This window comes from Streptomyces sp. TOM-9 (assembly GCF_056858595.1).
The window spans coordinates 9,046,084-9,069,677 of record NZ_JBXEQB010000001.1 but is presented as its reverse complement, the minus strand read 5'-3'; the positions used below and the strand labels follow the sequence as shown (position 1 = coordinate 9,069,677).

16 protein-coding genes are annotated in these 23,594 nt (G+C 73.1%); 1 reads left to right on the top strand and 15 read right to left on the bottom strand.

The window, feature by feature from the left end; translation table 11 throughout:
• Positions 1 to 27 precede the first annotated feature (27 nt).
• The 12 genes from AC1VWI_RS41530 to AC1VWI_RS41475 form a co-directional block, all read right to left on the bottom strand.
• On the bottom strand, positions 28 to 2,151 hold the full coding sequence (locus tag AC1VWI_RS41530) for a SpoIIE family protein phosphatase (protein ID WP_499516237.1): 2,124 nt from the start codon (positions 2,149 to 2,151) through the stop codon (positions 28 to 30).
• A gap of 331 nt (positions 2,152 to 2,482) precedes the next feature.
• Positions 2,483 to 3,208, bottom strand: coding sequence for a hypothetical protein (locus tag AC1VWI_RS41525; protein ID WP_499516236.1), 726 nt, complete (start codon positions 3,206 to 3,208; stop codon positions 2,483 to 2,485).
• 128 nt (positions 3,209 to 3,336) lie between these two features.
• Positions 3,337 to 4,065, bottom strand: coding sequence for a sigma-70 family RNA polymerase sigma factor family protein (locus AC1VWI_RS41520; RefSeq protein WP_499516235.1), 729 nt, complete (start codon positions 4,063 to 4,065; stop codon positions 3,337 to 3,339).
• Between the two features lie 248 nt (positions 4,066 to 4,313).
• Positions 4,314 to 4,766 carry a cupin domain-containing protein gene (locus AC1VWI_RS41515; RefSeq protein WP_499516234.1) on the bottom strand — a complete coding sequence of 151 codons (453 nt, stop codon included), beginning with the start codon at positions 4,764 to 4,766 and terminating at the stop codon, positions 4,314 to 4,316.
• A gap of 221 nt (positions 4,767 to 4,987) precedes the next feature.
• A complete protein-coding gene (locus tag AC1VWI_RS41510) occupies positions 4,988 to 7,162 on the bottom strand; it encodes a SpoIIE family protein phosphatase (protein ID WP_499516233.1) in 2,175 nt (724 codons plus the stop codon).
• A gap of 54 nt (positions 7,163 to 7,216) precedes the next feature.
• The gene (locus AC1VWI_RS41505; RefSeq protein WP_499516232.1) at positions 7,217 to 7,675 is read right to left on the bottom strand and encodes a carboxymuconolactone decarboxylase family protein; all 459 of its coding nucleotides are present in this window, start codon (positions 7,673 to 7,675) and stop codon (positions 7,217 to 7,219) included.
• Between the two features lie 87 nt (positions 7,676 to 7,762).
• Entirely contained in the window at positions 7,763 to 8,644 is an 882-nt protein-coding gene (gene sigJ, locus AC1VWI_RS41500) for an RNA polymerase sigma factor SigJ (RefSeq protein WP_499516231.1), read from the bottom strand.
• Between the two features lie 103 nt (positions 8,645 to 8,747).
• Positions 8,748 to 9,233: an RrF2 family transcriptional regulator gene (locus tag AC1VWI_RS41495; protein WP_499516230.1), complete on the bottom strand. Its 486-nt coding sequence runs from the start codon at positions 9,231 to 9,233 to the stop codon at positions 8,748 to 8,750.
• A gap of 60 nt (positions 9,234 to 9,293) precedes the next feature.
• Positions 9,294 to 9,755, bottom strand: coding sequence for a hypothetical protein (locus AC1VWI_RS41490; RefSeq protein WP_499516229.1), 462 nt, complete (start codon positions 9,753 to 9,755; stop codon positions 9,294 to 9,296).
• Positions 9,752 to 10,228, bottom strand: a complete 477-nt coding sequence (locus AC1VWI_RS41485) for a hypothetical protein (protein WP_499516228.1) — start codon at positions 10,226 to 10,228, stop codon at positions 9,752 to 9,754. Before AC1VWI_RS41485 ends, AC1VWI_RS41490 begins: the two co-directional genes overlap by 4 nt.
• Before the next feature lie 134 nt (positions 10,229 to 10,362).
• A complete protein-coding gene (locus AC1VWI_RS41480) occupies positions 10,363 to 13,989 on the bottom strand; it encodes a S8 family serine peptidase (protein ID WP_499516227.1) in 3,627 nt (1,208 codons plus the stop codon).
• Positions 13,990 to 14,346: 357 nt separating this feature from the next.
• Positions 14,347 to 15,546: an MFS transporter gene (locus AC1VWI_RS41475; RefSeq protein ID WP_499516226.1), complete on the bottom strand. Its 1,200-nt coding sequence runs from the start codon at positions 15,544 to 15,546 to the stop codon at positions 14,347 to 14,349.
• A 99-nt stretch (positions 15,547 to 15,645) separates the two neighbouring features.
• Here AC1VWI_RS41475 and AC1VWI_RS41470 point away from each other — a divergent pair, with 99 nt between their 5' ends.
• Positions 15,646 to 18,210: an ADP-ribosylglycohydrolase family protein gene (locus AC1VWI_RS41470; RefSeq protein WP_499516225.1), complete on the top strand. Its 2,565-nt coding sequence runs from the start codon at positions 15,646 to 15,648 to the stop codon at positions 18,208 to 18,210.
• On the opposite strand, the gene AC1VWI_RS41465 is transcribed toward AC1VWI_RS41470, so the two are convergent.
• The 3 genes from AC1VWI_RS41465 to AC1VWI_RS41455 all read right to left on the bottom strand — a co-directional run bounded on the left by AC1VWI_RS41465 (position 18,158) and on the right by AC1VWI_RS41455 (position 23,450).
• Positions 18,158 to 18,625 carry an SAM-dependent methyltransferase gene (locus AC1VWI_RS41465; RefSeq protein WP_499516224.1) on the bottom strand — a complete coding sequence of 156 codons (468 nt, stop codon included), beginning with the start codon at positions 18,623 to 18,625 and terminating at the stop codon, positions 18,158 to 18,160. The two genes, AC1VWI_RS41470 and AC1VWI_RS41465, sit on opposite strands and share 53 nt — an antisense overlap.
• Positions 18,626 to 18,756: 131 nt before the next feature.
• Complete coding sequence (locus AC1VWI_RS41460; RefSeq protein WP_499517041.1) at positions 18,757 to 20,922, bottom strand: OmpL47-type beta-barrel domain-containing protein; 2,166 nt, start codon at positions 20,920 to 20,922, stop codon at positions 18,757 to 18,759.
• Positions 20,923 to 20,969: 47 nt separating this feature from the next.
• Positions 20,970 to 23,450, bottom strand: coding sequence for a ThuA domain-containing protein (locus tag AC1VWI_RS41455; protein WP_499516223.1), 2,481 nt, complete (start codon positions 23,448 to 23,450; stop codon positions 20,970 to 20,972).
• Positions 23,451 to 23,594 lie beyond the last annotated feature (144 nt).

The following is a 23,594-nucleotide window of genomic DNA, read 5'->3' as shown; positions in this document are numbered from 1 at the left end:
CTCTCGCTTCGCCAAGGGGTCATGGGCCTATCCTCCGTTCGCCGGTGAGGGGGCCGCGATCAGCAGTGCCGTGTCGTCCGTACCGGGGGCGGTCCGCAGGGCGTGTTCGAGGAGACTGTCCGCAACGGCGTCCACGCCCTGGTCGGCCGCCGCCACCAGATGCCGCACCAGGTCGGCCGCGGCCAATTCGGCGTCGGCGCCGGGGGATTCGACGAGGCCGTCGGTGTACATCGCCAGCATCGTGCCCGGGGGCAGGGGGATCTCCGTGGTGGGGTACTCGCCGTCCGGTGCGATACCCAGCAGGAGGCCCGGCGTGAGTCCGAGGATCCCCGCGCGGCCGTCGGGATGGCGGATCAGGGGCGGGGGGTGACCGGCGGTGGCCAGCCGGGCGACCTGCCGCTGCAGGTCGATGTGGACGAACAGGCAGCTGGTGAACAGACCCGGGTCCAGGTCGGCCAACAGGCGGTTGGTCCGGGCCAGCAGGTCGCCGGGTGAGGAGTGGGCGGTGGCGTAGGCGTGGACGGCGATGCGGACCTGCCCCATCAGGGCGGCGGCCTGCAGGTTGTGGCCCTGGACGTCGCCGATGGTGACGGCCGCGCAGTGGGGTCCGCAGTGGATGAGGTCGTAGAAGTCACCGCCGATGTCGCTCCCGTGGCCGGCCGGCAGGTAGCGGGCGGCGACGTCGAGACCGGGCACCCGGGGCAGTTCCTTGGGCAGCAGGCCTGCCTGCAGGGTGCGGGCGAGTTGGTGCTTGGTGTCGTAGAGGTGGGCGCGGTCCATGGCCTGTGCGATGAGCCCGGCCAGTGCGACGAGGACGGTGCGCTCGGACTGCGGGAAGGGCCGGGGCCGGTCGTAGGACAGGACGAGCAGCCCGACGGGGCGGCCCGAGGTGATCAACGGCAGGAAGGCCCAGGCGTCCCTGTGCCGGAAGCGCAGGGCCTCCGGGTGGGCGCGGTGCAGTTCGGCGAAGCTGGAGAAGAACAGCGGGGTGGCGCGGTTGAGGGCCTGGGCGGTGACGATGCCGGAGGTCAGGGGCGTTCCGTCGATGCGGGCCATGAACTCGTCGGTGTAGCCGCGGTAGCCGGCCAGGCGCAGGCGCCCGCCCTCGGCGAGGAGCACGACCAGGCCCTGGGCCTCGAACGCCGGGATGAGCTGGTCGGCGACCTGGTCGACCACGTCCTGCACGCCCACCGCCTCGGTGAGCCTCGCGGCCAGGTACATCAACTGGTACATGGCCGACGCGCCGACCGGGCCGCAGACGCCGGCAGGGACCACGGGCTCCTCCGCCGCGTCCATCTGCTCCCGCGGTGAGCCGGCGATGCTGACGCTTATCCCGGTGGGTCCCGGGTGGAGCCGGAAGGACAGCCACAGGTCCGGTGGACGCAGGGCGGTGAACCAGGTGGTCTGCTTGGTGATGACGGCGGCACGGTACGCGTCCTCGAACGCCGGGCCGTCCAGCCAGAACAGCCGTTCCCACGGGCGTGAGCCCTTCAGGTCCGCCGCACCGACGCCCAGCAGGTCGGTCGCCGCGGCGTTGAGGAATCTGACCCGGCCCTCCAGGTCCAGCGAACAGCACCCGGTCGGCAGCCGTTCGGCGAAGTCGTAGGCCGCAAGCGCCTCGGCCCGGCTGGGCTCCCGACGCCGTACCGCGCGCAGGATCAGCGCGTCCGCGCCGGCCAGGACGGGGTGGCCCCGGTCCGAGTAGTGCCTCAGCAGCCGCCCCGACCTGCCGCAGAAGATGCCGATCGTGTCCCGTTCCCCGGGGCTCAGGACCGGCGCGTGCCAGATCGGCCACAGCAAGCACACGCCGCCCCACATCACGTCGCCGTCCATGATCGGCGCCGCCGCCAGCATGATCTCGTAGGGCGCCACCAGCGCGACCCGGGGAAAGCGTTCCGCCAGCTCCGTGGAGTTCCCCACCCACACCAGCGACCGCTCCCGCACGGCCTGCGCCACCGGCGCCGCGTCGTCCAGGGCGATCCGTGCCCACGGGGCGGCGATCCGCCGGGACGTGCCGGACAACGCCACCAGCTCCAGCGTCCGCTCCCCCGGCGCGAGCACGTAGAGCATGCCCACCGCGGTGTCGGTGTCCCGGACGAGACCCTCGAACAGGCCGGCGAAGCGCCGCATGCCGCCTGTCAACGGTTTCACGTCATGCCGGGTCACCGCGTTCGCCCCCGTCGCCGTCGTGCCGGGACACGCGGGCAGGCCACCGGCGGTACCGGGCCCGCCGAGCCGTCCGTCCGTGCCGCAGAGCCCCGCGGCCCCAGCACCGCTCTGGTCCCATAAACGGACCATACGCCCCAAGGGGCACTACGGCATCCACGGCGCCGGTCACGGTGCGCGGACCCACGGGGCAGGCCGTGTCCCCCGGGAGGGTCGGCGACCCTCGCCGTGCGGGCGGGTCGGACGGGCCGCCGGCTCCGCGCACGCCTGCACCCTGCGTGCGCGGAGCCTTCCACGGACCGGTGCCGGAGCGCCGCTACCGCAGGCCCTCGGTGACGACGTCCATGTCGGCGCTGAAGATGACGACCTTCTCGATCAGGTCCCCGTGGAGCTGGAGGATCTCCGATCCCAGTGCCGACTTGCCGCCAGGGAAGCCGAAGTCCCAGGCCCAGTGGATGAATTCCCGGTTCTGGGAGTGACCCGTGATGAGGCCGCTCAGCGGCGGCGCCTGACGCTGCACGGCGGTGATGTACGCGTTGATGGCCTCCCGGCCCACGATAACCTGGTCGGGCTCCATGATCGTGATGTCCTCGGTGTAGATGCCCTCCATCACCTCGGCACGCCGGGCCGGGTCCGGAGTCATCCAGACCTCCAGGTGCTTGGCTATGAGCACCCGGGCGCGGTCCGACCCGGCGGTCAGCGTCAGGTGGAGCCGGGAGATCCGCCCGTCCGGGCCCAGGGAGACGGAGACCGGTCCGCTGCCGGAGCGACCGTTGCCCCGGACGTCCAGTCCGGCCCGGCTCCACGTGCCCGTGATGGAGCCGTCCGCCGCCACGGAAGCCGTCCACTGGTGCGTGGACTCCTTCCACTCGGCAGCCAGCGTCCGGTGGAGGTCGACGGCGGGCTCGCGGCCCTGGACCATGTCCCCGCTGTGCATCAGCAGCACGTCCTCGGCGAAGACGTCCCTGAGGTCGTCCAGGTGGGAGTGGCCGCCGTCGGCGGAGTCCACGATCTCGAAATAGCGGTCGAGCATCGTCGTCACGCTTGAATTCCATTCTGTCTGCACGTGTCGGTGGCGCCGCACTGCGGGAGGGCGCCCGGGGGCGGTGGCGCATCGTCGCGATCACGTTCCCGCCAGGGAGACGACACGGCCCGCACCGACGTGACGGATCAGGCGCCCGGAGTTCGCTCCGGGTGCTGGTTCCAGCGGCGCAGCTTCTCCGGGTTGAGCACGGCCCAGACCTGCGCCACGCGGCGGTCGGTGACGTCGAGGCTGATGACCGCGGCCACGGTGTGGTCGCAGCGCACCACGAGTCCGGTACGGCTGTTCACGGACTGGGCGGTCAGGGTGGTGCGCGGGTGGGGGCCCAGCAGCGTCAGCAGGCTGCGGGTGACCTGCTCGCTTCCGTGCACGGATCGGACCAGTGTCCGGACCTTGCCGCCGCCGTCGAAGACGGCCATGGCGTCGGGTGACAGCGCGGACGCCAGCAGCCCGGCGTCGCCCGCCGTGCAGGCTTCCCCGACGGCGCGGACGGCCGCGTCGTGCTCCAGCGGGCCCGACGGACCGGAGCGCTGTGCCTGGAGCCGGCGACGCGCGATGGCGGTGAGTTCGTCGTACCTCGACCTCGCCTCCGGGCCGTCGCGCCCGGGGCCGCGGTGCCCGTCGGGCGTGCCCGGGTCGCCCAGGCAGATGCCGCCCGCGGTCGTCGACAGCCAGGCACGGGGCGACGTGATGGCCGCGCGCTCCGCGTCGGACAGCGCGTACCACCGGCGATAGGTCTCGTCGATCACGCTCTCCGCATCGCTGCGGCTGCCCGACATGCGGTGGGCGACATCCAGCAGATGCCGGCGCTCGTCGAGCAGCACCGCGATCGGCACCGCGTCGCTGGCCACGTCCATACGGCATCCTCCCTCTCGTACAAGACCACACAACGCGGCCGCACGCAGCAACCTCGTCGAAGTTCGAGGGCGTGGGGGAGTGGTCCGCGAGGCGGGTGTCTTCCCGGGTCTCGTCAGGGAGACGACGTGGCCCGTACGGGTGTGACAGGCCGGCCCGAGGAGAGCGGCTGGGCGGACTCCGAGGAGTTCATGGCCCATTCCGGGCCGCGGCTGCCGCCCCTGACCCGGATGCTCACCGGCGACCGGGATCAGGACGGTCGCGGTGCGCGGCGGTCCCGGCGACCGGCCAGTTCCCGGTCGTCGACGAACGTGAGCATGGGCTTGCCCTTCTCGCAGAGCATCACCACGACGAAACGGAGCGGTTGGTCGTCCTGGTTGTTGCCGTCCTGGTAGTGGATGACGTCGCCGCCGGGCTCCCAGAACGACTCGCCTGCCCGCACGAGGCGCTCCGGCTCGCCCTCCAGCTCGAAGAGCATCTCGCCTTCGATGACGTACCCGAACGCGGGACCGGTGTGCCGGTGCGGGGGGATCCCCGGATAGCCGGGCGGGTACTGCACGAGCAGGGTCATCGCCTGGGGGTGTTCGGGGACGAAGGGCGGTTCCTGTTCCAGCAGCGTGGTGATGCACGATTCCCAGGGGACCTGGTCCGCGGCAGCCCCGGAGCGGCCCTGTCCGGACCCGCTGGTTTCGTTGTTCGGCATGGTCACTGACCTCACGATGGACAAGCGCGCCGTGGACATCGGCAGCTCAAGGACCCCTTCCACGCTACTGCTCAGCCGGACGACGCGCTCAGCACGTCGCGCCCGGCGCAGCTGTCACACCGGCGGGGGCCGCCTCGCGGGCCAGGGACGGTCGGCGGGCCGGCACCCGGACGGCGCCCCACCCGCTGACGATCCGTCACCCGGCGTGTCTGGAGCGCGTGTTACGCGGCGGCGACGGACCTGATGAGCAGTAGCGCGATGTCGTCGGTGCGGGGGGCGGTCCGGCGCGCGTGGTCGATCAGGTCCGTGGCGAGCCGGTCCATGGGCTGGGGGGCGGTACGGGCGAGGCGGGCGGCGAGCCCGGCCATGGCGTCGTCGAGGTCGACCCCGGGGGTCTCGACGAGTCCGTCGGTGTACAGGGCGAGGACGGTGCCGGGCTCCAGGGGGATCTCGGTGGTGGGGTAGTCCGCCTCGGGGTCGATGCCGAGCAGCACCCCCGGCGGAACGGTGAGGACCTCCGTGTGCCCGTCCGGGTGGCGCAGCACCGGCGGCGGATGGCCGGCGGTGGCCAGGAGGGCCCGGCGTCGCGCGAGGTCGAGCCGGGCGTAGAGGCAGCTGACGAAGCGGCCCGGGTTCAGGTCCAGCAACTGGCGGTTGGCCTGGCGCAGGGCCTGCGCCGGTGCGGCCCCGGCGAAGGCCTGGGAGCGGATGGCGGGCCGGATCCGGCCCATGAGGGCCGCTGCCCTGACGTGGTGGCCCTGGACGTCGCCGATGACCGCGGCCGCGGTGGTGTCGTCGACCCGGACCAGGTCGTAGAAGTCGCCGCCGATGTCCATGCCCCGGACGCTCGGCAGGTAGCGGGCGGCGACGTCGAGTCCGGGGAGGTCCGGCAGCGAGTCGGGGAGCATGGCCGCCTGCAGGGTCTCCGCGAGCTCCTTGACGGTGTCGTAGAGGCGGGCACGCTCCAGCGCCTGGGCGATCAGCCCCGCGAGTGCGGTCAGCACGGTCCGCTGGTTGCCGGAGAATCGGTGGGGCCGGTCGAAGGCGAGGACGCACAGGCCCACGGGCCGGCCGGAGGCGATCAGCGGCAGGTAGGCCCAGGCGTCCAGGCCCTCCCGGCGGGGGGCGCGCGGATAGGCGCCGAGCATCTCCTCGAAGGTGGCGAAGAAGGCCGGCACGCCCTCGGCGAGGGTCCCGAGCGCGGCCGGGGAGGTGAGCGCCGCTCCGGTGAACATCTCCGCGGGACAGGGGTTGTAGCCCCGGCAGCCGACGAACCGCAGGGCGCCGTCCACGGGCGAGAACAGGGCCAGGGCCAGGGTCCGGGCGCGGAAGGTCGGCAGCATCTCGTCCGCGACGAGGTCGACCACGTCGCCCACGCCGACGGCCTCGGAGAGGGCGGCGGCCAGGTGCAGCACCTGGTAGAGCTCGCCCAGGGCGATCGGCGCGCCGCGGGGTGCCGCCGTGCCGGGGGGCACCGCGTTCCGGACGCGGTCGGGACCGTAGGGCACGATGCGGACGCTCACCCCGGAGGCGTCGGGGTAGAGATCGAAGGCGAGCCGCCGGTCCGGCGGGACCGTCGCCGTGAAGGATTCCTGCTGCCGGCTGACCACGGCCGCCCGGAAGCGGTCCTCGAAGGCGGGGTCGGTGGACCAGGACAGGGCCTGCCAGGGGCGTCTGCCGAGGAGACCGGGGACGGTCCCGCCCAGCAGACGGGCCGCGGTGGCGCTCAGGTAGGTGAATCTGCCCTCGAGGTCGAGGGTGCAGCTGCCTCCCGGCAGGCGTTCGGCGAAGTGTGCCGCGGCCTGTGCCTCGGACGGCTCCCACTCCTGGGCGGGCGGCTGGGCCAGGGTCCGCGGGGACGCCGCGGGGGTGACCGGGTGCCCGGCGTCCGCGGCGTCCCGCAGGAACCGCCCCAGGCGCCGGCAGGCGGCGGCGACCCGCTCGTGGCTGGGTCCGGCGAGCTCGGCGGCGTCGCAGCAGGGCCAGAACAGCAGGAGCGCCCCCCAGGTCTCGGAGCCGTCGAGGACCGGTGCCGCGGCCACCGCGAAGTGGTACGGCAGGGCGATCGCCGTGCGGGGGTAACGACGGGCGAGTTCCTGGGGCTTGCTGAGCCACACCAGGCGTCTGTCGCGCGCCGCGTCGGACACCGGGATGTGGGCGGACAGGGCCACCCCGAACCAGGGTGCGAGGTACTCCGCCGGCATCCCCGTGGTCACTTCGAGCCGCAGCGACCGTCCTTCGGGGCTCAGCAGGAACAGCGCGCCCGCGTGGGCGCCGGTGTCCCGCGCGGCGAGCTCCAACAGCCGGTCCAGTTCCGCCCGGCACGTCGGCCCGGCGGCGTCGGCAGCGGTGCTCGCGTACGCCTGAGCAGCACCGTCGTCCGGTGTAGCGCTCATGGCTCAACCGTACGTCCGGACCGGCCGGCCCCGCCCGGGACGCCGGGCGGCGGCTCAGCCGGCGACCCGGTAGCGGCTGGTGATCGCGACGCGGTTGAACGCGTTCATCACCGTCGCCAGCCAGGCGACCGCCGAGACCTGGTCGGCGGTGAGCACGGCCGCGGCCGCCTCGTAGTCCGCGTCGCTCACGTGCCCCTCCGGCACGCGGGTGATCGCCTCCGTCAGGCGCAGGGCGGCGCGGTCGGTCCCGGAGAAGTAGCCGGCTTCCTCCCACGCGGGCAGCACGGCGATCCGGTCCGGGTTCTCGCCCTTCTTCAGGGCGTCGCGCGTGTGCATCCGCAGGCAGAACGCACAGCCGTTGATCTGGGACGTGCGGATCTTCAGCAGTTCGACCAGGAGCGGGTCGAGGCCTGCCGCGGCGGCGCTCTCCTCCACCACCGTGGACAGGGCGAGGAGCGCCTGGTAGCTGTCCGGGTGCTGCTTTCCGATGTTCACGCGCTGCTGCTCGGTCATGGATGTCCCCTCTGGGTGTGGTCTGCCGGGTAAGCCTCGTCGAAGGTCCGCCGTCACGCGCGGCGGGGTGCCGTCCGGTGGCACGGGTCAGACGTGTGCGATCTTCGCCGGGTTGAGGACCCTGCGGTAGGCGGTGATCAGGCCGTCCTCGATCTCCACCGTGTCGACGGAGAAGACACGGCCTGCGCGGCGGTGCAGGAGCGCGGGTTCGCCGCCGACCTCGACGAGGTCGACGCGGTCCGGACGCCACCGGAGCCACACCCCCACCATCAGCTTGGCGATGCGCGTGCCGCCGTGGACCAGCTTGCGCGCCGTGAAGACCTCGCCGCCGCCGTCCGTGACGTACACGGCCTCGGGGTGGAGGAGCCGCACCAGCCCGGCCATGTCCCCGGCCTCGTACGCGGCGCGGAACGCTGCGAGCAGCCGTTCCCGCTCCGCCCGGGTCGCCTGCGGCGTGGAGTGCCTCGCCTTGGCCACCTTGCGCCGGGCCCGCGAGGCGAGCTGGCGGGCGGCCGGTGCGGAGGCGTCCAGCACGTCGGCGATCCGGCTGAACTCGAGACCGAAGACGTCGTGGAGGATGAAGGCCACACGCTCCGGCGGGCTCAGTTCCTCCATGACGAGCAGCATCGCCGACCCGACGGACTCGTCGACGAGCACCGGCTCCGACGCGTCAGGCCCCGTCAGCAACGGCGCGGGCAGCCACGGCCCCACATAGGTCTCCCGGCGGGCGCGCGCGGACTTCAGGACGTCGTACGACCGTCGGGCGGCGACCGTGACCAGCCAGGCCCGGAGGTCGCCGATGTCGCGCAGGTCCGCTCCGGCCGCCCGCAGCCACACGTCCTGGGCGATGTCCTCCGCGTCGGCCACGCTTCCCAGCAGGCGGTACGCCACCCCGAAGACGGCGGGCCGGTGCGTCTCCCACTCGGCCTCGAGCACCTCGGGCGACCTGGGTATACGCGTGAGACTCATGCTGGCGTGACCTCCTTCGCCCCCACATCCGGCAAAATCGAGATGTTTTTCATCCTGAATGAAGCTCCGCGGGAGCAAAGGGCGCCCAGCACCGGAAGCGGGCTCAGTCGCGCCCGAGCCCTCCGCGTACGTACGACCCCACCGCGGGAGCGTGCGCTTCGGCCTCCGCCCGCACCTCGGCGAGACTCTGCTCGGCCAGCGCCTTCCGCCAGGCCAGCTCGGCCCGCCCCATGGCGCTGTTCACCGCGCAGGGGCGGCGGAAGCCGCCCGCCGGCACCCGTTCGCCGATCGTGCCGCAGCGGCGGATCTCGGCGCAGCGGAACAGGGGGTCGTCGCCCTCGACGGCGAGGACCACGTCCAGCATCGACACCGCCTCCAGTGGGCGGGCCAGCCGGAAGCCGCCCCGCGCACCCGGCACGGATTCCAGCAGCCCCGCCTTGACGAGCTGCTGGAGTTGCTTGTTCAGGTAGGACGCCGACAGATCGTGACCGGCGGCCAGCTGCGCGGTCGGGACCGGCTCGCCGTCCCCGAGCCACGCGAGGTTGAGCAGTGTGTGCACCGCCCACTCGACGCCCTTACCCGTTCGCATATCTGGATAATAAACATCCAGATATCGCCCGTCAAAGGTCATGTCCCCTCGTGGGGCACCTCAGCGGTGACGGCCGCCCCTGCGGGGGTCGCCGGTCCGGCTGCGCACCACGGGGAGGGTCACGGCGTACGCGCCGAGGGCGGAGGGGGTCACGACGGCGCCGATCCACGTGGTGCGCAGGCGTATGTCGCTCCAGGACAGCGCCGTTCCCCAACCGTGGGGCAGCCCCAGGAGCACGGCGCTCGTGAGGAGCGACAGGGTGGCCGACCACGCGAGGGCGGCGGTCAGGTGGACGAGCCAGCCGGGGGTGCGGTGGTCGCGGGTCCGCCACACACGGGCGAGGCCGTAGGAGGGGAGGACTCCCGCCGTGCCGGCGAGGACGGCCAGCAGCAGCGCGCCGATGATGCCGCCGTGGTAGCTCCCGGCGAGGCCGAGGCCGATGACGAGCAGCGCCGCGACGGCCGTGCCTGCCCCCCATGCGGCGGGCAGGCGGAGTTCCCCGCTCCTTCCCGGGTGCGTCATCGGACACCCGCTTCCGCGGCGGGCGGTCCGGCCGAGGCCGGTCGTCCGGGGGCCTGCGGGCAACGGTCGCGGTACCCGGACACCGCGAAGGCGGCGGCGCAGAGTGTGCCGGCGGCGCCGGCGCCGATGCCGAGGACGGCGGTCGGCGGCATGTCGTCACCTGCCGGGTAGCGCCGGCCGCACAGGCGTACCGACCGGGGGTCGTCCGCTGCCGCCTCCAGGCACGGGTGGGCACCCACGGCGACGCGGCCCGGCATCTGCGACACGGGCAGGTCACGGTCGGCAAGGGGCCGCCCGGCGACCTCGTACCCGACACGCGCACTCGTGCCCCTGCCGAACGTCACCTCTTCGATCACGCCGTCCACCCGCACGGGCGAGGCGTCGATCCGGTCGGCGCCCCGGACCTGGCCGTAGAGGAACCAGGCGACGCCCAGCGTCAGGAGCAGGCAGCAGACGGCAATGAGACACGGCACTTTGGGCACTGTCTTGGCGAAGTCCCCCCGCATGCACCGGAGTATGGCACCGCGGCGGGACGAAAGCGCCCGGCCGGACGCCGGGGCCCGCGGGGCCGGTGCCGCGGTGTGTGCGCGGCACCGGCCCCCGGGCGTCACTTCAGGCCGAAGGCCCGGATGACGGTCTGCGCGACCGATCCCCCGGCGCGTGCCGTGGCGCTGGTGCGCAGCGACACGAACGCGGCCGAGGAGGGGGCGTGCAGGGTGGCCCGCCAGGACCCCTGACGGACCTTCAGGTCCTGGCGGTGCCAGGACGCTCCGTCGTCGTAGGAGACCTCGAGCCGGACCGAGGACACCGCGTCCTTCGCGGACGTGCCGAGCACCGAGGGGGTGACGGTGACCTCCTGCGTGCGGCGCGCCCTGCCCGCGGCGTCGAGTTCCGTGCCGTAGTCGAGTTGGACCAGCGGCACGGTCCCGGACTGCGCCTTGCCCGAGACGAAGTCCCACTGCGTGTGGGTCTTCGACGAGTACGGGCTCAGCGCCGGATCACCCGCGGTGTCGACGACCAGGCGGTACGGCAGCGACTCGGCCGGCAGGTCGAAGGCGTTGACGTAGGCGCTGTCGGTGGTCAGCAGCGTGGTGCCGCCCTGGAGCAGTGAGGTGCGTGCGGTCATCGTCTCGGTTCCCGCGGAGCCCGTGTGCGGGGCGCCCGAGTCGCTCCAGCCCGGGACGACCAGCGAGAGGGAGGTGTCGTCCCGCACCTGGGAGTCGCCGTCGGACATGCGAGGCCGCAGGACCGGGCCTAGCCACCGTTCCTGCTGGACGCTGCCCGGCCGGTAGGACGTGGGACTGTTCGTCGCGCCCACCCAGCCGCTGACCGACGCGGTCTGCTGCCACGTGGCGTCCTCGCCCGCGGTCACCCAGTCGGTACGCCGTCCGGGTGCCATGGGCTCGAGTCCGAAGGAGTACCCCGCGGCCCACTCGTACGCCGGGTAGTCCGTCCTGCGCTCCAGGGCCTGCTTGCCCCGCGGCTGGGCGAAGTCGACGTCGACGCGCGCCAGGCGGTCCGGGTCGGCCCGGTAGGCCACGTCCGAGGGCACGGCGCCCGCGTGGTACTTGACCAGGTCGTACAGGTACGAGGGGGACGGGTGGGCCGCCACCCGGAGTCCGACCCGGTGCTCGCGCGCCGAGGCGATCCTCGCGATCAGTGCCTCGCCCTCGTCCTTGGTCACCGACACCACGGGCACGTCCGAGTCGGCGGTGTAGTCCGGCGACCCGTACCAGGCGGCCAGCCGCCCCACTCCGTCGTTGACCACGAGCAGCGCTCTGGCGCCCGCCGCCTTCGCGGCCGACGCCTGCTCCGAGGGCGCGACCTCGGCGCTGTGGCGGACCACGGCGACCCTGCCGCGGGCTCGCGCCCTGGCGAACTCCTCGGGCGAACCGGCGCCGGCGAACACCGCGTCCGGTGTCGACGTGCCATCCGGCAGGGCCGCGCTTCCCTCCTGGGCGAGCGCGTCGTCGATCCTGCCGCCGCCGTAGGACAGGTCGAGCGGCGTCTGCTGGGCCCGCAGGCGGGTGGCGAACACGAAGCTGCCATGCCGTACCTTGGCGCCGGTCGGCTGGGCCCAGACGCTGTCGTAACCCGGGCCGACGATCACGTTCTCCCTGACCGCGCCGTAGTCAGCGGGGCCGGGTTCGGTGGAGGTGAAGGAGCGGAAGAAGTCCAGCCGGGTGTTCACGAGCGTGGTGGGCTTCGGTGTGACGGCCCGCACCTGGTGCGCCGTGGAGGCGTCGAGGACGACCTGCCGGTCCGCGGTCAGGTCCACCTCGGGGGCGCTCAGCAGGGCGATGCCGCGGGAACTCGGGCCGTGGGTGCCCACGACGTCCGCGTACGACACCACCGTGTAGGTGTCGGCGGGCAGACGCAGGGTCAGCTCCCCGCTCGCGGGGATCTCGTACGCGGTGGTGGACCTGCTGAGGGCGCCCTTGAGGTGGATCCAGCCGCTCATCGGCTCGCCCGAGCGGTCCTTCATGGTGATGCCGAGGTCGTACCGCTCCGGCTCGAGGCCGATGCCGGCGACCGTGTGGGCGACCGCCGCGCCGGTGGCGTCGCGGGCGACGACCTGGGCGGTGTGGTCGCCCCGTGCGAGGCCGGACGGGTCGGCGCCGACCTCCACCACGGTGCTGCCGTGGGCCGGCACGGTGACCTGGTCGGCGGAGAGGGAGAACACGCCGTCGTCCGGGGCACCCGCCTCCACCGCGAGGCGCAACGTCAGCGGCTCGTCCCCGGAGTTGGTGTACGTGATCCCCTGCGTGACGGGGCCGGTGCCGCCGTTGGGCCACCGGAGGAAGCGGAAGACCGAACCGGTCGCCGTGACCCGGGCGCGGACCGCGGCCGCGACGTCGACACGCCCCGAACCGCCCTGGTAGGCGGTCAGGTACGGCGTCGCCTTGCTGGTGCTCATCAGGGCGTCCTTCAACCGGCTGCCCGGCCAGTCGGGATGCCGCTGCGCCAGTAGGACCGCGGCGCCCGCGACGTGCGGGGAGGCCATCGAGGTCCCGCTCATCGTGGTGTAGGGGCCCTCTCCCCCACTCGCGTACTGCGACCGGGCGGCCAGGACGTCCACACCCGGGGCCGTCAGGTCGGGCTTGACGCCCTCGTCGCCGACCCGCGGTCCGACGCTGGAGAAGAACGCGAGGTCGTCGGAGGGGCCGACCGCGCCCACGGTCAGCGCGGCGTCGGCGGCGGCCGGGGAACCGATGGTGTACGGCGTGGACCCCCGGCCGCTGTTGCCGGCGGCGACGACGAACAGCGTGCCCGTCTCGGCGCTCAGCGCGTTGAGGCTCCGGCTCATCAGGTCCGTTCCGTCGCTCGGCTCGGCGCTGCCCAGGCTCATGTTGACGACCCTGGCGTGCTCCGTGCGCGCGGCCCACTCCATGCCGCCGATGACCCAGGACTCCTGTCCCTCGCCGCGGTTGCCGAGCACCTTGCCGACCACCAGGTCGGCGCCGGGGGCCACGCCCTTCTCCTTGCCGTCCGACGCCGCACCGGTGCCGGCGACGGTGGAGGCGACGTGGGTCCCGTGGCCGCTGCCGTCCGGCACGTCCTGGTCGGGAACGAAGCTGCGGGTGCTGACGATCCGGTCCTTCAGGTCCGGGTGCCCGGTGTCGGCGCCGGTGTCCAGCACCGCGACCTTGACGCCGGAGCCGGTGTCCCCCGACTCCCAGACCTGCGGCGCGCCGATCTGGGCCGTGGTGTCGGCGAGCGTCGCCTTCGTCCTGCCGTCCAGCCAGATCTTGTCGATGCCGCCGGTGAACGACGGGACCGCGGCGGCACGGCGGGACCCGGTCGCCTCCTGCCCGGAGGAGCCGGCGCCGCCCGCGGTGAGCACGGCCCAGGCGTCGGCCGCTTCCGACCGGTCGGCCGCGAGGGCGGCGCCGCCGACGGAGGGCAGATCGCGGCGGGTCTCCGCACCGGGCAGGGCGGAGCCGCCGCGGCGGAGGGCGGCGTGGTTCCCGCCGGTGACGATCAGGGGCAGCCGCGGGGCGTGCGCGTCGTCGTAGCCCTGCGCGATCAGCCCGGTGACGTTGAAGAGGCGCTTGTCGAGGCGGTCCGCCGCCACGTACGCGAGGGCGTCGTCCGGGTAGACGTAGGTGTCGCCCGCCTCGGTGACGATGCGCACCGAACCGGCGGCCCCGGGACGGCGCTCGACGCTCAGCGAGTCCCGCGCGCCGCCGGTCCCCGGGGTGACGACGACCTTGTCCCCGGTGATGAGGGTCACGGTCTTCACCCGACCCCCGGCGGGGGCCGGCGGCCCTTCCGGCGGTGCGGCGGACGCGGCCGCCCCCGCCGACGCGGGGCTCAGGAGAGTGACGAGTACGGCGGTGGCGGTGCCCAGAGCCGCCAAGCCCGTTCTTCGGGCCGTGGTGAACAGCACTGTTCCTCCTTGCGTTTTCCTGGGCGAATACGATCACATCCCTGAGATTTCGAACAGATCTTGACAGCCTCGAACAGCGCAGCGGCGCATGTCGGTTGAGGCGCTGATTCCTGGAGCGGCGCTCGGGTCGAAGCGCGGTGTCAGGTGCGGGTGCGGGGTGGGGTTCCGGTGCCCCGCATGCGCTGCGCGGCCTCCGTCACGTCACCGCGTACGCAGCGGCCGGCGCAGCAGGAAGACGCCGACGGCGGCGGACACCAGGATCACGTACAGCGCGAAGACCACGCCCGCGTCCCGCAGTCCGAGCGCCAGGCTCAGGGCGCCGACCCCGACCACCGGTACGGAGATGCCGACGTAGGCGGCGACGAAGAAGGCCGAGATTGTCGCGCCGCGGTGCTCGTCGGGGGCCACCGCGCTCACGCCGGTCAGGCCCGCGCGGAACGACATCCCCTGCCCGAGGCCGCCGACCAGGGCACCCACCACCAGTACCGGCAGGGACTCCACCACCAGCGAGGCCGCGACCACGGCCATGCCCGCCGTGAGCGCCAGGCATCCGGCCGGCAGTGCGCGCCGGACGCCCAGACGGCCCATCAGCATCTGCCCGGCGGTGGACGCGCAGAACACGGAGAAGACGACGAGGCCGTCTACGGCCAGGTTGTGCTCCCCCAGCGTCATGGCGAGGAAGCTCGGCGCCACCGCCGTGAACAGGCCGAGCATGGAGAAGCCGGCGAACGCCGCCAGCCCGGCGGGGACGAACGCCGCCCGCGTCGGCGGCGGGACGACCATGCCCTGAGGACGCAGCGGGGGACGCGGGCTGCGCACCGCCACCGTCTCGGGCAGGGCGCGCGCGACGGCGTAGGCCGCCAGCAGCAGGACGATGTGCACCAGGAAGGGCAGCCGGAGGGGCCACGGCGCGTACTGCGCCAGGACCCCCGACAGCAGCGGCCCGCAGCCGAGGCCGCCCATGTTGGCGGCGGTGGCCGCGAGGCCCGCGCGTGCGCGCCGGTCCGGGGGCGCCAGTTCGAGCACCGCGGCCGTCGCGGCCCCGCTGAGCAGACCGGCCGAGAACCCCGACAGCAGCCGCCCCGCGAACAGCAGCGGCAGGCCGCTCTCGAAGAGGAAGCACACCGCGCTCAGCAGCGACAGGCCCAGCGCGGCGAACAGCACCGGACGCCGGCCGAGGACGTCGGAGAAGTCCCCGGCGACCAGCAGCGCGGCGATCACTCCGATCGCGTAGACCGCGAAGACCACCGTGACGACCAGTTCGGAGAAGCCGATCTGCTCCCGGTAGAGCCCGTACAGCGATGTCGGCAGCGTGGTGCCCGCCATGCCGACCGCGAACACGCCCGACGCCGCGACGTACGCGCTCCGCGCGCGGCGTTCCCCGGTGGCTTGCTTGATCACCCTTCCACGCTAGCTGACGACCCGTCGGATCGGACGCTCCTGCGCGCCCCACGGCGGCGCCTTGAGAACAGGCAGGCCGACGTGCCAGGCTGACCCGCCATGACCCGCACACCCGGCCCCCGCCTCGACGCCCGGGGCATCGACCGCGCGGCCGGGGTGCTGCTCGGGGCCGCCGTCGGTGACGCGCTGGGCGTGCCCTACGAGTTCAAGGCGACCCTGCGCGAGGACCAGCAGCCGGGCATGATCGGCGGCGGTCTGGGGCCGTACCGGCCCGGCGAGTACTCCGACGACACCCAGACGCAGGTGTGCGTCGCCCAGGTCGCGGCGACCGGGGCGGACCTGCGCAGCCCCGCGGCCCTGGACGCGATCGCCGCCGGCTTCCGGCACTGGGTGGACGGCGGGGCCAGCGACGTCGGCGCCCAGACCCGTTCCGTGCTGGGCGCCTCCGAAGCGCTGCCCGGAAGCCCGGCGGAGGCGCTGCGGGAGGCCGCCCGCCGGTACGCCGCCGGGCACCGGCTCACCGCGGGGAACGGCTCGCTGATGCGCACCGGGGTCGTGGCGCTCGCGAACCTCGGGGACGCCGCCGCGATGGCCGAGGCCGCCACCGCGGTCAGCGCGCTCACCCACCCGGACCCCGACTGCGCCGACGCCTGCGTCCTGTGGTGCTCCGGCATCCGCACCGCCGTGCTGCACGGCACCTTCGACGGTGTGCGGGCCGGGCTCGACCTCCTCCCGCCCGTACGGCGGGACACATGGGCGAAGCGGCTGGACGAGGCGGAGGCCGCGCCGCCCGGGCACTTCGCCGACAACGGCTGGGTCGTCCGGGCGCTCCAGGCGGCCTGGTCGGCGATCACCCGTACCCCCGTGCCCGAACTCGACCCCGGAAAGGGCCGTTTCCCCGCGGGGCACCTGCGGCAGGCGCTGGCGGCGGCGGTACGGGCCGGTCACGACACCGACACCGTCGCGGCGATCGCCGGCGCTCTGCTCGGCGCGCGCTGGGGCTGCTCCGGCATCCCCCTGGACTGGCAGCGGGCCGTCCACGGCTGGCCCGGCCTGAGCGGGCCCGACCTGGTACGGCTCGCGGTCCTCACCGCCAGGGACGGGGCCGACGACGATGACGGCTGGCCCTCGGCACCGCGCATGCCGCTGCCGTCCCACTCCCCCACCGGCCTCGCCGTCGCCCACCCGCACGACCCCGGTGTGATGCTGGGCAACCTGGCCCTGGCCCAGGGCGCCGAGCCGGTCCCGGTCGACGCCGTGGTGTCGCTGTGCCGTACGGGAACGGCGCCCGTGCTGCCCGGCGCCGACGTCGAGCACATACAGGTGTGGCTGCGGGACGGCCCGGGAGACAACGCCAACCTCGCCTTCGTGCTGGACCAGGCCGCCCGGCAGGTGCTGCGGCTGCGGCGCGCGGGCAAGAAGGTCCTGCTCCACTCGTCGGCCGGGCAGAGCCGGACCGCCGCCGTCGCCGCCGTCTACAGCCATCTCGCCGGCGGAGCGCCGGGCGGGTCGTACCCGGTGCCGGCCCACCCTGAACTCCGCGACGCCCTACGGGCACTGACCGCGGCACCCGCCCCGGCCGCCGCGTACGGCACAAAAGCCCCCGCGGCGGCCGTGCCGGCGGCGCGCGCCGCCTCCCCGGAGGAGGACGCCGCCGACGGCATCGACACCTCCGACCCCGAGGAGGAGCCGGAGCACGAGGGCGAACGGCCGCCACTGCCGCGGTACACACTGTCCCGCGTGCGCGGGCTGCTGCTCGGCCTGGCCCTGGGCGACACACGGGGCTCCGCCCAGGGCACACTGCCGGACCGCGGCCCGCTGAGGGCCGGCGCCGGCACGCAACTGGCCTGCTTCACCGTCGAAGGCATCATCCGCGCACGGACCGGTGCCCGGCACGGCACCGGTCATCTCCCGTCAGCCGTGCGGCGCGCCCACGGCCGACGGGCCGCCCTCCAGGAGGCAGGCGGCCACCAGCCGGACGGCTGGCTCGCTCGCGTCCCCGCACTGGCCGAACCGCGCGGCGAGGAGCCGGACTTCCTCGCCACCGTCCTCGCCACCGTCCTCCCCGCCGTCCTCCCCGTCGCCGTCACCGGCGCCACGCACGGCCCGGCCCAAGCGGCCGCCTGGGCACGCGAGATCGCCGCCGACTCCGCGGCGGCCCACGCGACCGTGCTGCTCCACCACTGCCTGACCGGCACTGCGGAGGCCCAGGAACCCCTGTTCGCCGAGCATTCGCAACTCCACATCGCCCTGCGAGCCGGCCTGGACGCCCTCGGCGACACCGGCGTTCCCGGCGACCTCCACACGGCGTACCGGCAGGCCACGGACGACCCGGCCGACCCGCGACGGCTCGCCGCCCTCGCCCCGGACGCGACCGCTCCCTCAGCGCTGCGCGGCGCCCTCTACTGCGCCGCTTCCTTCCCCCACCGGCACCAGATCGGCGACGCCCTCCACCTCGCCGCCGCGGCGCCTGACAGCGCGTGCGTCGCCGCCGTCACCGGCGCCCTCCTCGGCGCCGCCCACGGCGTACGGGCCCTGCCGGCCGGTCCGCTCAGCCGCCATGAACTCGCCTGGGTCCTGGACACCCTCGCCCACGACCTCATCGCGCCGGCTACGGCTGGAAGTACTCCGACATCAGATCGCCGACCCATTCCGGCTGCTTGACGTCCACCGCGCGGAACTCCACCATCGTCGGCTTCAGGTCGATGACCGGGGTGCCCGAGACCGCGTCGAGGCCCACCACCGTCAGTTCGCGGCCGTGGACCGATTCGATGGCGCAGCACGTCACCCCGATGCGGTTCGGCCTGCGGGGGCCGCGGCCGGCGAAGACACCGACGGGCGGCAGGTCGGAGCGGCCGCGGTAGGGGCGGGGTTCGCGGTGGTCGTCGCTCTCCGGGAACCGGTCGAAGACGAAGAGGACCTCCACGTGGGAGAAGCCCTCCAGACCCTGCAGGCACGCCTCGCCGAAGCGCTCGTCGACGGTGATCGTGCTGCGGACGGCGCCCCAGTTGTCCGTGTGCTGGACGTCCGTCCGGTCGTTCCGGACCGTACCTATCGAAGTGACCTCGAAGCTCGGCATGCCAAGGTTCTACCGCTTGGGGCGGTGTCGTGCCCAGATGAGGACCGGTCCCGGGACCGGCTGCCCGGGCGACGCGGTGGGCCCTCCCCGCGGGTGCGGGGAGGGCCCGGGAAGCGGTCAGGGATGGCGGATCACAACTGCTTGATGCGGATGTCGCGGTAGGAGATCACGTCCGTCGTGCTGTGGACCTGGAGGCCGATGTAGCCGGTGGCGTAGCGCCGGCCGTCGGTGCCCGGGTCCCCGGCGCGCGGCGGGGTGAAGACCTGGCCGCCGACGTTGTCGAACTCGTTGATGACGACGCCGTTGCGCAGGACCGTGAAGTGCTGGCCCTCGGCGCGGATCTCGTAGTCGTTCCAGGTGCCCTTCGGGGTCACGCCGGCGCCGCCGAGGCCCACGCGGTCGAAGCCGTAGACGGAGCCGGTCTTGTACATGTCGCCGTCGGGGCGGTCGAGGATCTGGATCTCGTGCCCGTAGTTGATGGCGACCCACTCGGGGCGGGACTCCTCGGGGTGGTCGTGGACGTCCGGGAAGCGGATGAAGACACCGCCGTTGGCGTTGCCGGTGCCCGGGGCGTCGTCGCGGAACTGGAGCTTGAGCGAGAAGTCGCCGTACTTGCGCTCCGGGAACCACAGCATGCCCATGCCGGGGACGGTGGTGCTGCTGGTGATGGCGCCGTCGCCGGAGAGGGTGAAGCGGCCGCCGCCGACCTGCTCCCACTTCGCCAGGGAGGCCTCGGTGCCGTCGAACAGGTCGCGGTAGCCCTGCGTCTGGCCGGGCTTGCCGATCTTCGACTGCTTGGCGGCCTTGGTGATCTTGTTGAACTCGCGCTGGTCGATGACGTTGTCGGCGAGCAGCCCGTCGAGCACGCCGTCGACGTGCTTGAGGAACAGGGCGTGCGAGGACCAGTCCTTCTCGTCCTCGATCAGCTCGTTGATGGTGCAGCGGCTGCGGGTGAGCCGGTTCGGCACACCCGAGTCCACCGTGCCGACGATGACGGTCAGCCGCTCGTCGTACTCGGGGCAGTTGGGCGCCGGGACGCCGCCGCCCTGCGCGATGGTGAAGGTCACCTCGCGCGCCGTGGCGGTGTTGCCCGCCTTGTCCGTGGCGCGGTAGGCGAGCGTGTGGGAGCCGATCCGGTCGACGATGACGGGGGCGGAGTACACGAGGTAGGGGCCGCCGTCGAGGGAGTACTCGATCCGGTCCACCCCGGAGCCCTCGTCGGTGGCGGTGACGGTGACCTTGGCGCTGGTGATGTACGCGCCGTTGGAGTTCCTGGTGCCGGTCACGGTCGCCGAGGTCTGCGGCGCGGTGGTGTCCTGGGTGGGCGGCGCCACGACGGTGAACGCGACGGACTTCTCGGCCGACGCGTTGCCCGCCTTGTCGGCGGCGCGGTAGCGGACGGTGTGCGAGCCGACCTGGTGCACCATCACCGGCGCGGTGTAGGTCTGCCAGGCGCCGGTGGTCCCCACCGCGTACTCGATGGTGTTGACGCCCGATCCGGTGTCCGAGGCGGTGACGGTGACCGTGGCCATCGTCAGGTAGTTGCCGTCGGCGTCCTTCTCGCCGCTCACGGTCGCCGAGGTCTCCGGCGCGGTGGTGTCGTCGGTCGGCGGCGCGACCACGTCGAAGGCGACGGACTTCTCGGCCGCGACGTTGCCCGCCTGGTCGGTGGCGCGGTAGCGGACGGAGTGGGCGCCGACCTGGTCGACGACCAGCGGTGTGGTGTACGGCTGCCAGGGGCCGTCCTGGCCGACCGCGTACTCCACCGTCTTCACACCGGATCCGTCGTCGGTCGCGCTGACGGCGACCGTGGCGGAGCCGACGTAGGCGCCGTCGGCGTTCTTCTGGCCCGTGACCTCGGCCGCCGTGGTGGGCGCGGTGGTGTCCTCGCCGCCGGGCTCGGTCACCGTGAGGATGCCCTGCATCTGGCCGTGGCCGGGGATGCTGCAGAAGAAGCGGTAGCGCCCGGGCGTGAGGGTGACGTCGACGGTGTGCCGGCCGCCGGTGTCGTCGCCCGGGTTGGCGAGGATGTTGACCGGGACGTCGTGGTTGTACTCGGGGTCCGACACGTCGAAGGTGAGCGTGTGCGGCATGCCGATGTCGTTGCCGGTCGCCGCGCTGTTCTCGAAGACGAGCGTCGTCGGCCCGGCCACCGCCGTGGTCGGGAAGCTCGCGTACCGGTCGGTGCGCGAGCTGGCCGTCCAGGTGAGCACCTGGGCGGCGGCCGTGGTCCCGCCGGCCGCCGCACGGTCGTCGGTGCGCCCGTACGCGACGGTGGAGGTGAGCCCCAGCACCATCAGCAACGCGCCCAGCAGGGCCGCCAGCGGGCGTAGAGGTCGCTGTCTCACTGTGCCGCCTTCCTGACCAGGTCCTGCGCGGCGGGGGTCGCCGCGCCGCCCGTGTACGTCACGCGCCACAGCGCGGACTGGGAGTCGGAGGTGAAGAAGCCGCGCCCGTAGTCGAGGACGTAGAGCGAGCCGTCCGGGGCGAACTTCCAGTCCATGAGGTTGCGGATGCCGCCCTGGCCGACCGGGATGATCTTCTTCAGCGACCCGGCGGTGACGGGCAGCCCGCCCTTGCCGACGGTCTTGGGGTCGGTCAGCACCGCGTGGCGCGGGTTGTCCGCGTCGTAGAAGTCGCCGACGAACCACTTGCCGTCCCAGTACTGCGGCCACGCGCCGGCGCCCGCGGTCGTGGCGTCGTAGCGGTAGACCGGGCCGTCCATGGTGGCCTGGCCGCCGCCCTTGAGCCAGGGCAGGAGGTAGGTGGCCTCCTCGTTCTTGTAGCTCGGGACTCCATTGGCGTCCCGGGGGAAGTCGGGGGCGCCGCCCTGCGGGGAGTACCAGATGGTGTTGCCGGTGACGGGCGGGAGGTTCACCAGTCCGTCGTTGTTCGGCGACTCGTTCTTGGGGGCGTCGCAGTCGTACCAGCCCAGCGGCTTGCCCGGGTCCGGCAGGTTGCGGTCCCGGTAGGGCTGCTTGTTGCCCATGCAGAACGGCCAGCCGTGGTTGCCCGCCTTGGTGATCGCGGCGAACGTGTCGTACTTCGCCGGTCCCCAGGTCGTGCTCGGGGCACCCGCGTCGGGGCCGACCCAGCCCGCGTAGAGGATGTCGGTCTTCTTGTCGACCGAGATCCGCGCCGGGTTGCGCACGCCCATGACGTAGATCTCGCCGCGGGTCTTGCCGCCGCCCTCGTCCTGCTCCTTGCCGGTGAAGAGGTTCCCCTCGGGCAGGGTGTAGGTGCCGTCCGGCTCCGGGTGGATGCGCAGGATCTTGCCGTTGAGGTTGTTGGTGTTGCCCGCGGTGCGGCGGGCGTCGGCGAAGGACAGGCCCTTGAAGTTGGGCTGGGGGTTGTTGCCGGAGTAACCGTCGCTGAATCCGGACGAGTTGTTGTCGCCGGTGGCGATGTACAGGTTGCCCTTGGAGTCCCAGGCCATCCCGCCGCCGGCGTGGCAGCAGCTGTGGACCTGGACGGGCCACTTGAGCAGGACCTTCTCGGAGGCGAGGTCCAGCTTGTCGGTGGCGAGGTCCAGCGTGAAGCGGGAGACGCGCCGCTCCGCGACATGCTTGTCGCGGTCGAGGCCGGAGTGCGGGGTGTAGTGGAGGTACACCCAGCCGTTGGTCTCGAAGGCGGGGTCGAGCTCGATGCCGAGCAGCCCTTCCTCGACCTTGGTGAGCTCGTCGCCGCCGCCCTTGTTGCCGAAGACGGTCAGGGCGCCCGCGAGGGTCACCTTCTTCGTCGCCGGGTCGTAGACGTGGACCTGGCCGAGGCCCTTGCCCATGTCGGGGCTGTTCCAGTCGGTCACGACCGGCGCGCCGTTGGCGCCGCCGCCGCGGCCGATGTACAGCACCCGCCCGTCGGGGGCGACGACCATGCCGTGCGGTTCGCCGATCTGGTCCTGCTGTCCGGGCTGGTTGGGCTGGGTGACCTTCACCGCGCTGTAGTTGGCGTCGATCGTCGCCTTGCAGTCGGCGCGTGAGAGCCGGGTGGTCCACTGCAGGGCGCCGCGCAGGTGGTCGCGGAAGTCGGTCTCGGCGAACGACTCCGCCGTACCGCCCATCCCGGTGTAGAAGGACCGGCCGCCGTCGTAGTCACGGCACCAGGAGACGGGGTGGTCGACGCCGTTGGCGCCGGTTCCCGGCGTGTAGCTGCTCTCCCTGACCTTGGCGACGGTGTGCACCGTGCCGGTCGGGTTGCTCGCCCAGTTCAGCCACTTGTCGGGCCGCTTCCACTCCAGCGGCAGGTCCTTCGTGGCCGGATTGGTCCGGTCGGGGATCTCGACGACGGCGCGCTGGACGGCGGCCGGGCTGGTGGCCGCGGGCCGGGCGCCGATCAGGCCGGCGAACCAGTCGGAGTACGGTTCGGTGCGCGCCGCGTCATGGATGCCGAGGAAGCCGCCGCCGGCCTCCATGTAGGCCTCCAGGCCGGCTTCCTGCTCGGGGTCGAGCACGTCGCCGCCCCCGGTCAGGAAGACGACCGCGTTGAAGGTGCCCAGTCGCTTGGCGTTGGTGAAGACCGAGGCGTCGTCGGTCGCGACGGTCTTGTAGCGCTGGGCCGCGGGCCCGGTCAGGCCGATCGCCTCGATCGCCTCGATGCCCGCGTCGACGGTCGGGGACTCCTCGGTGGCCGAGGCGTGGAACACCAGGACCTTGACGTTCTTGCCGCCCGGCGGGGACGGCAAGGATAACGTTGTCGGCACCGGCTCCGGATACGGTCTGGCCGAGGCGGTGGTACCGCCCAGCAGGGATGCCGCCAGGGTCCCGGTCACCAGGACCGCGGCCGCGCCTCGCCGGGATCTCGACCGGTGATGTGGTGCGCTCTGCATCGTTCACCCACCTTCGTAGGTCACAGCAACAGCGCCTGAAGCTAGACGGCTTTTGACGGTCCGCCAACAGCTATGGACGGAATCTCACCAACTTTGTCCTGGGTGTGGATAAACGGAGATCCCTGGTCTACCGTGTGGCCGTCC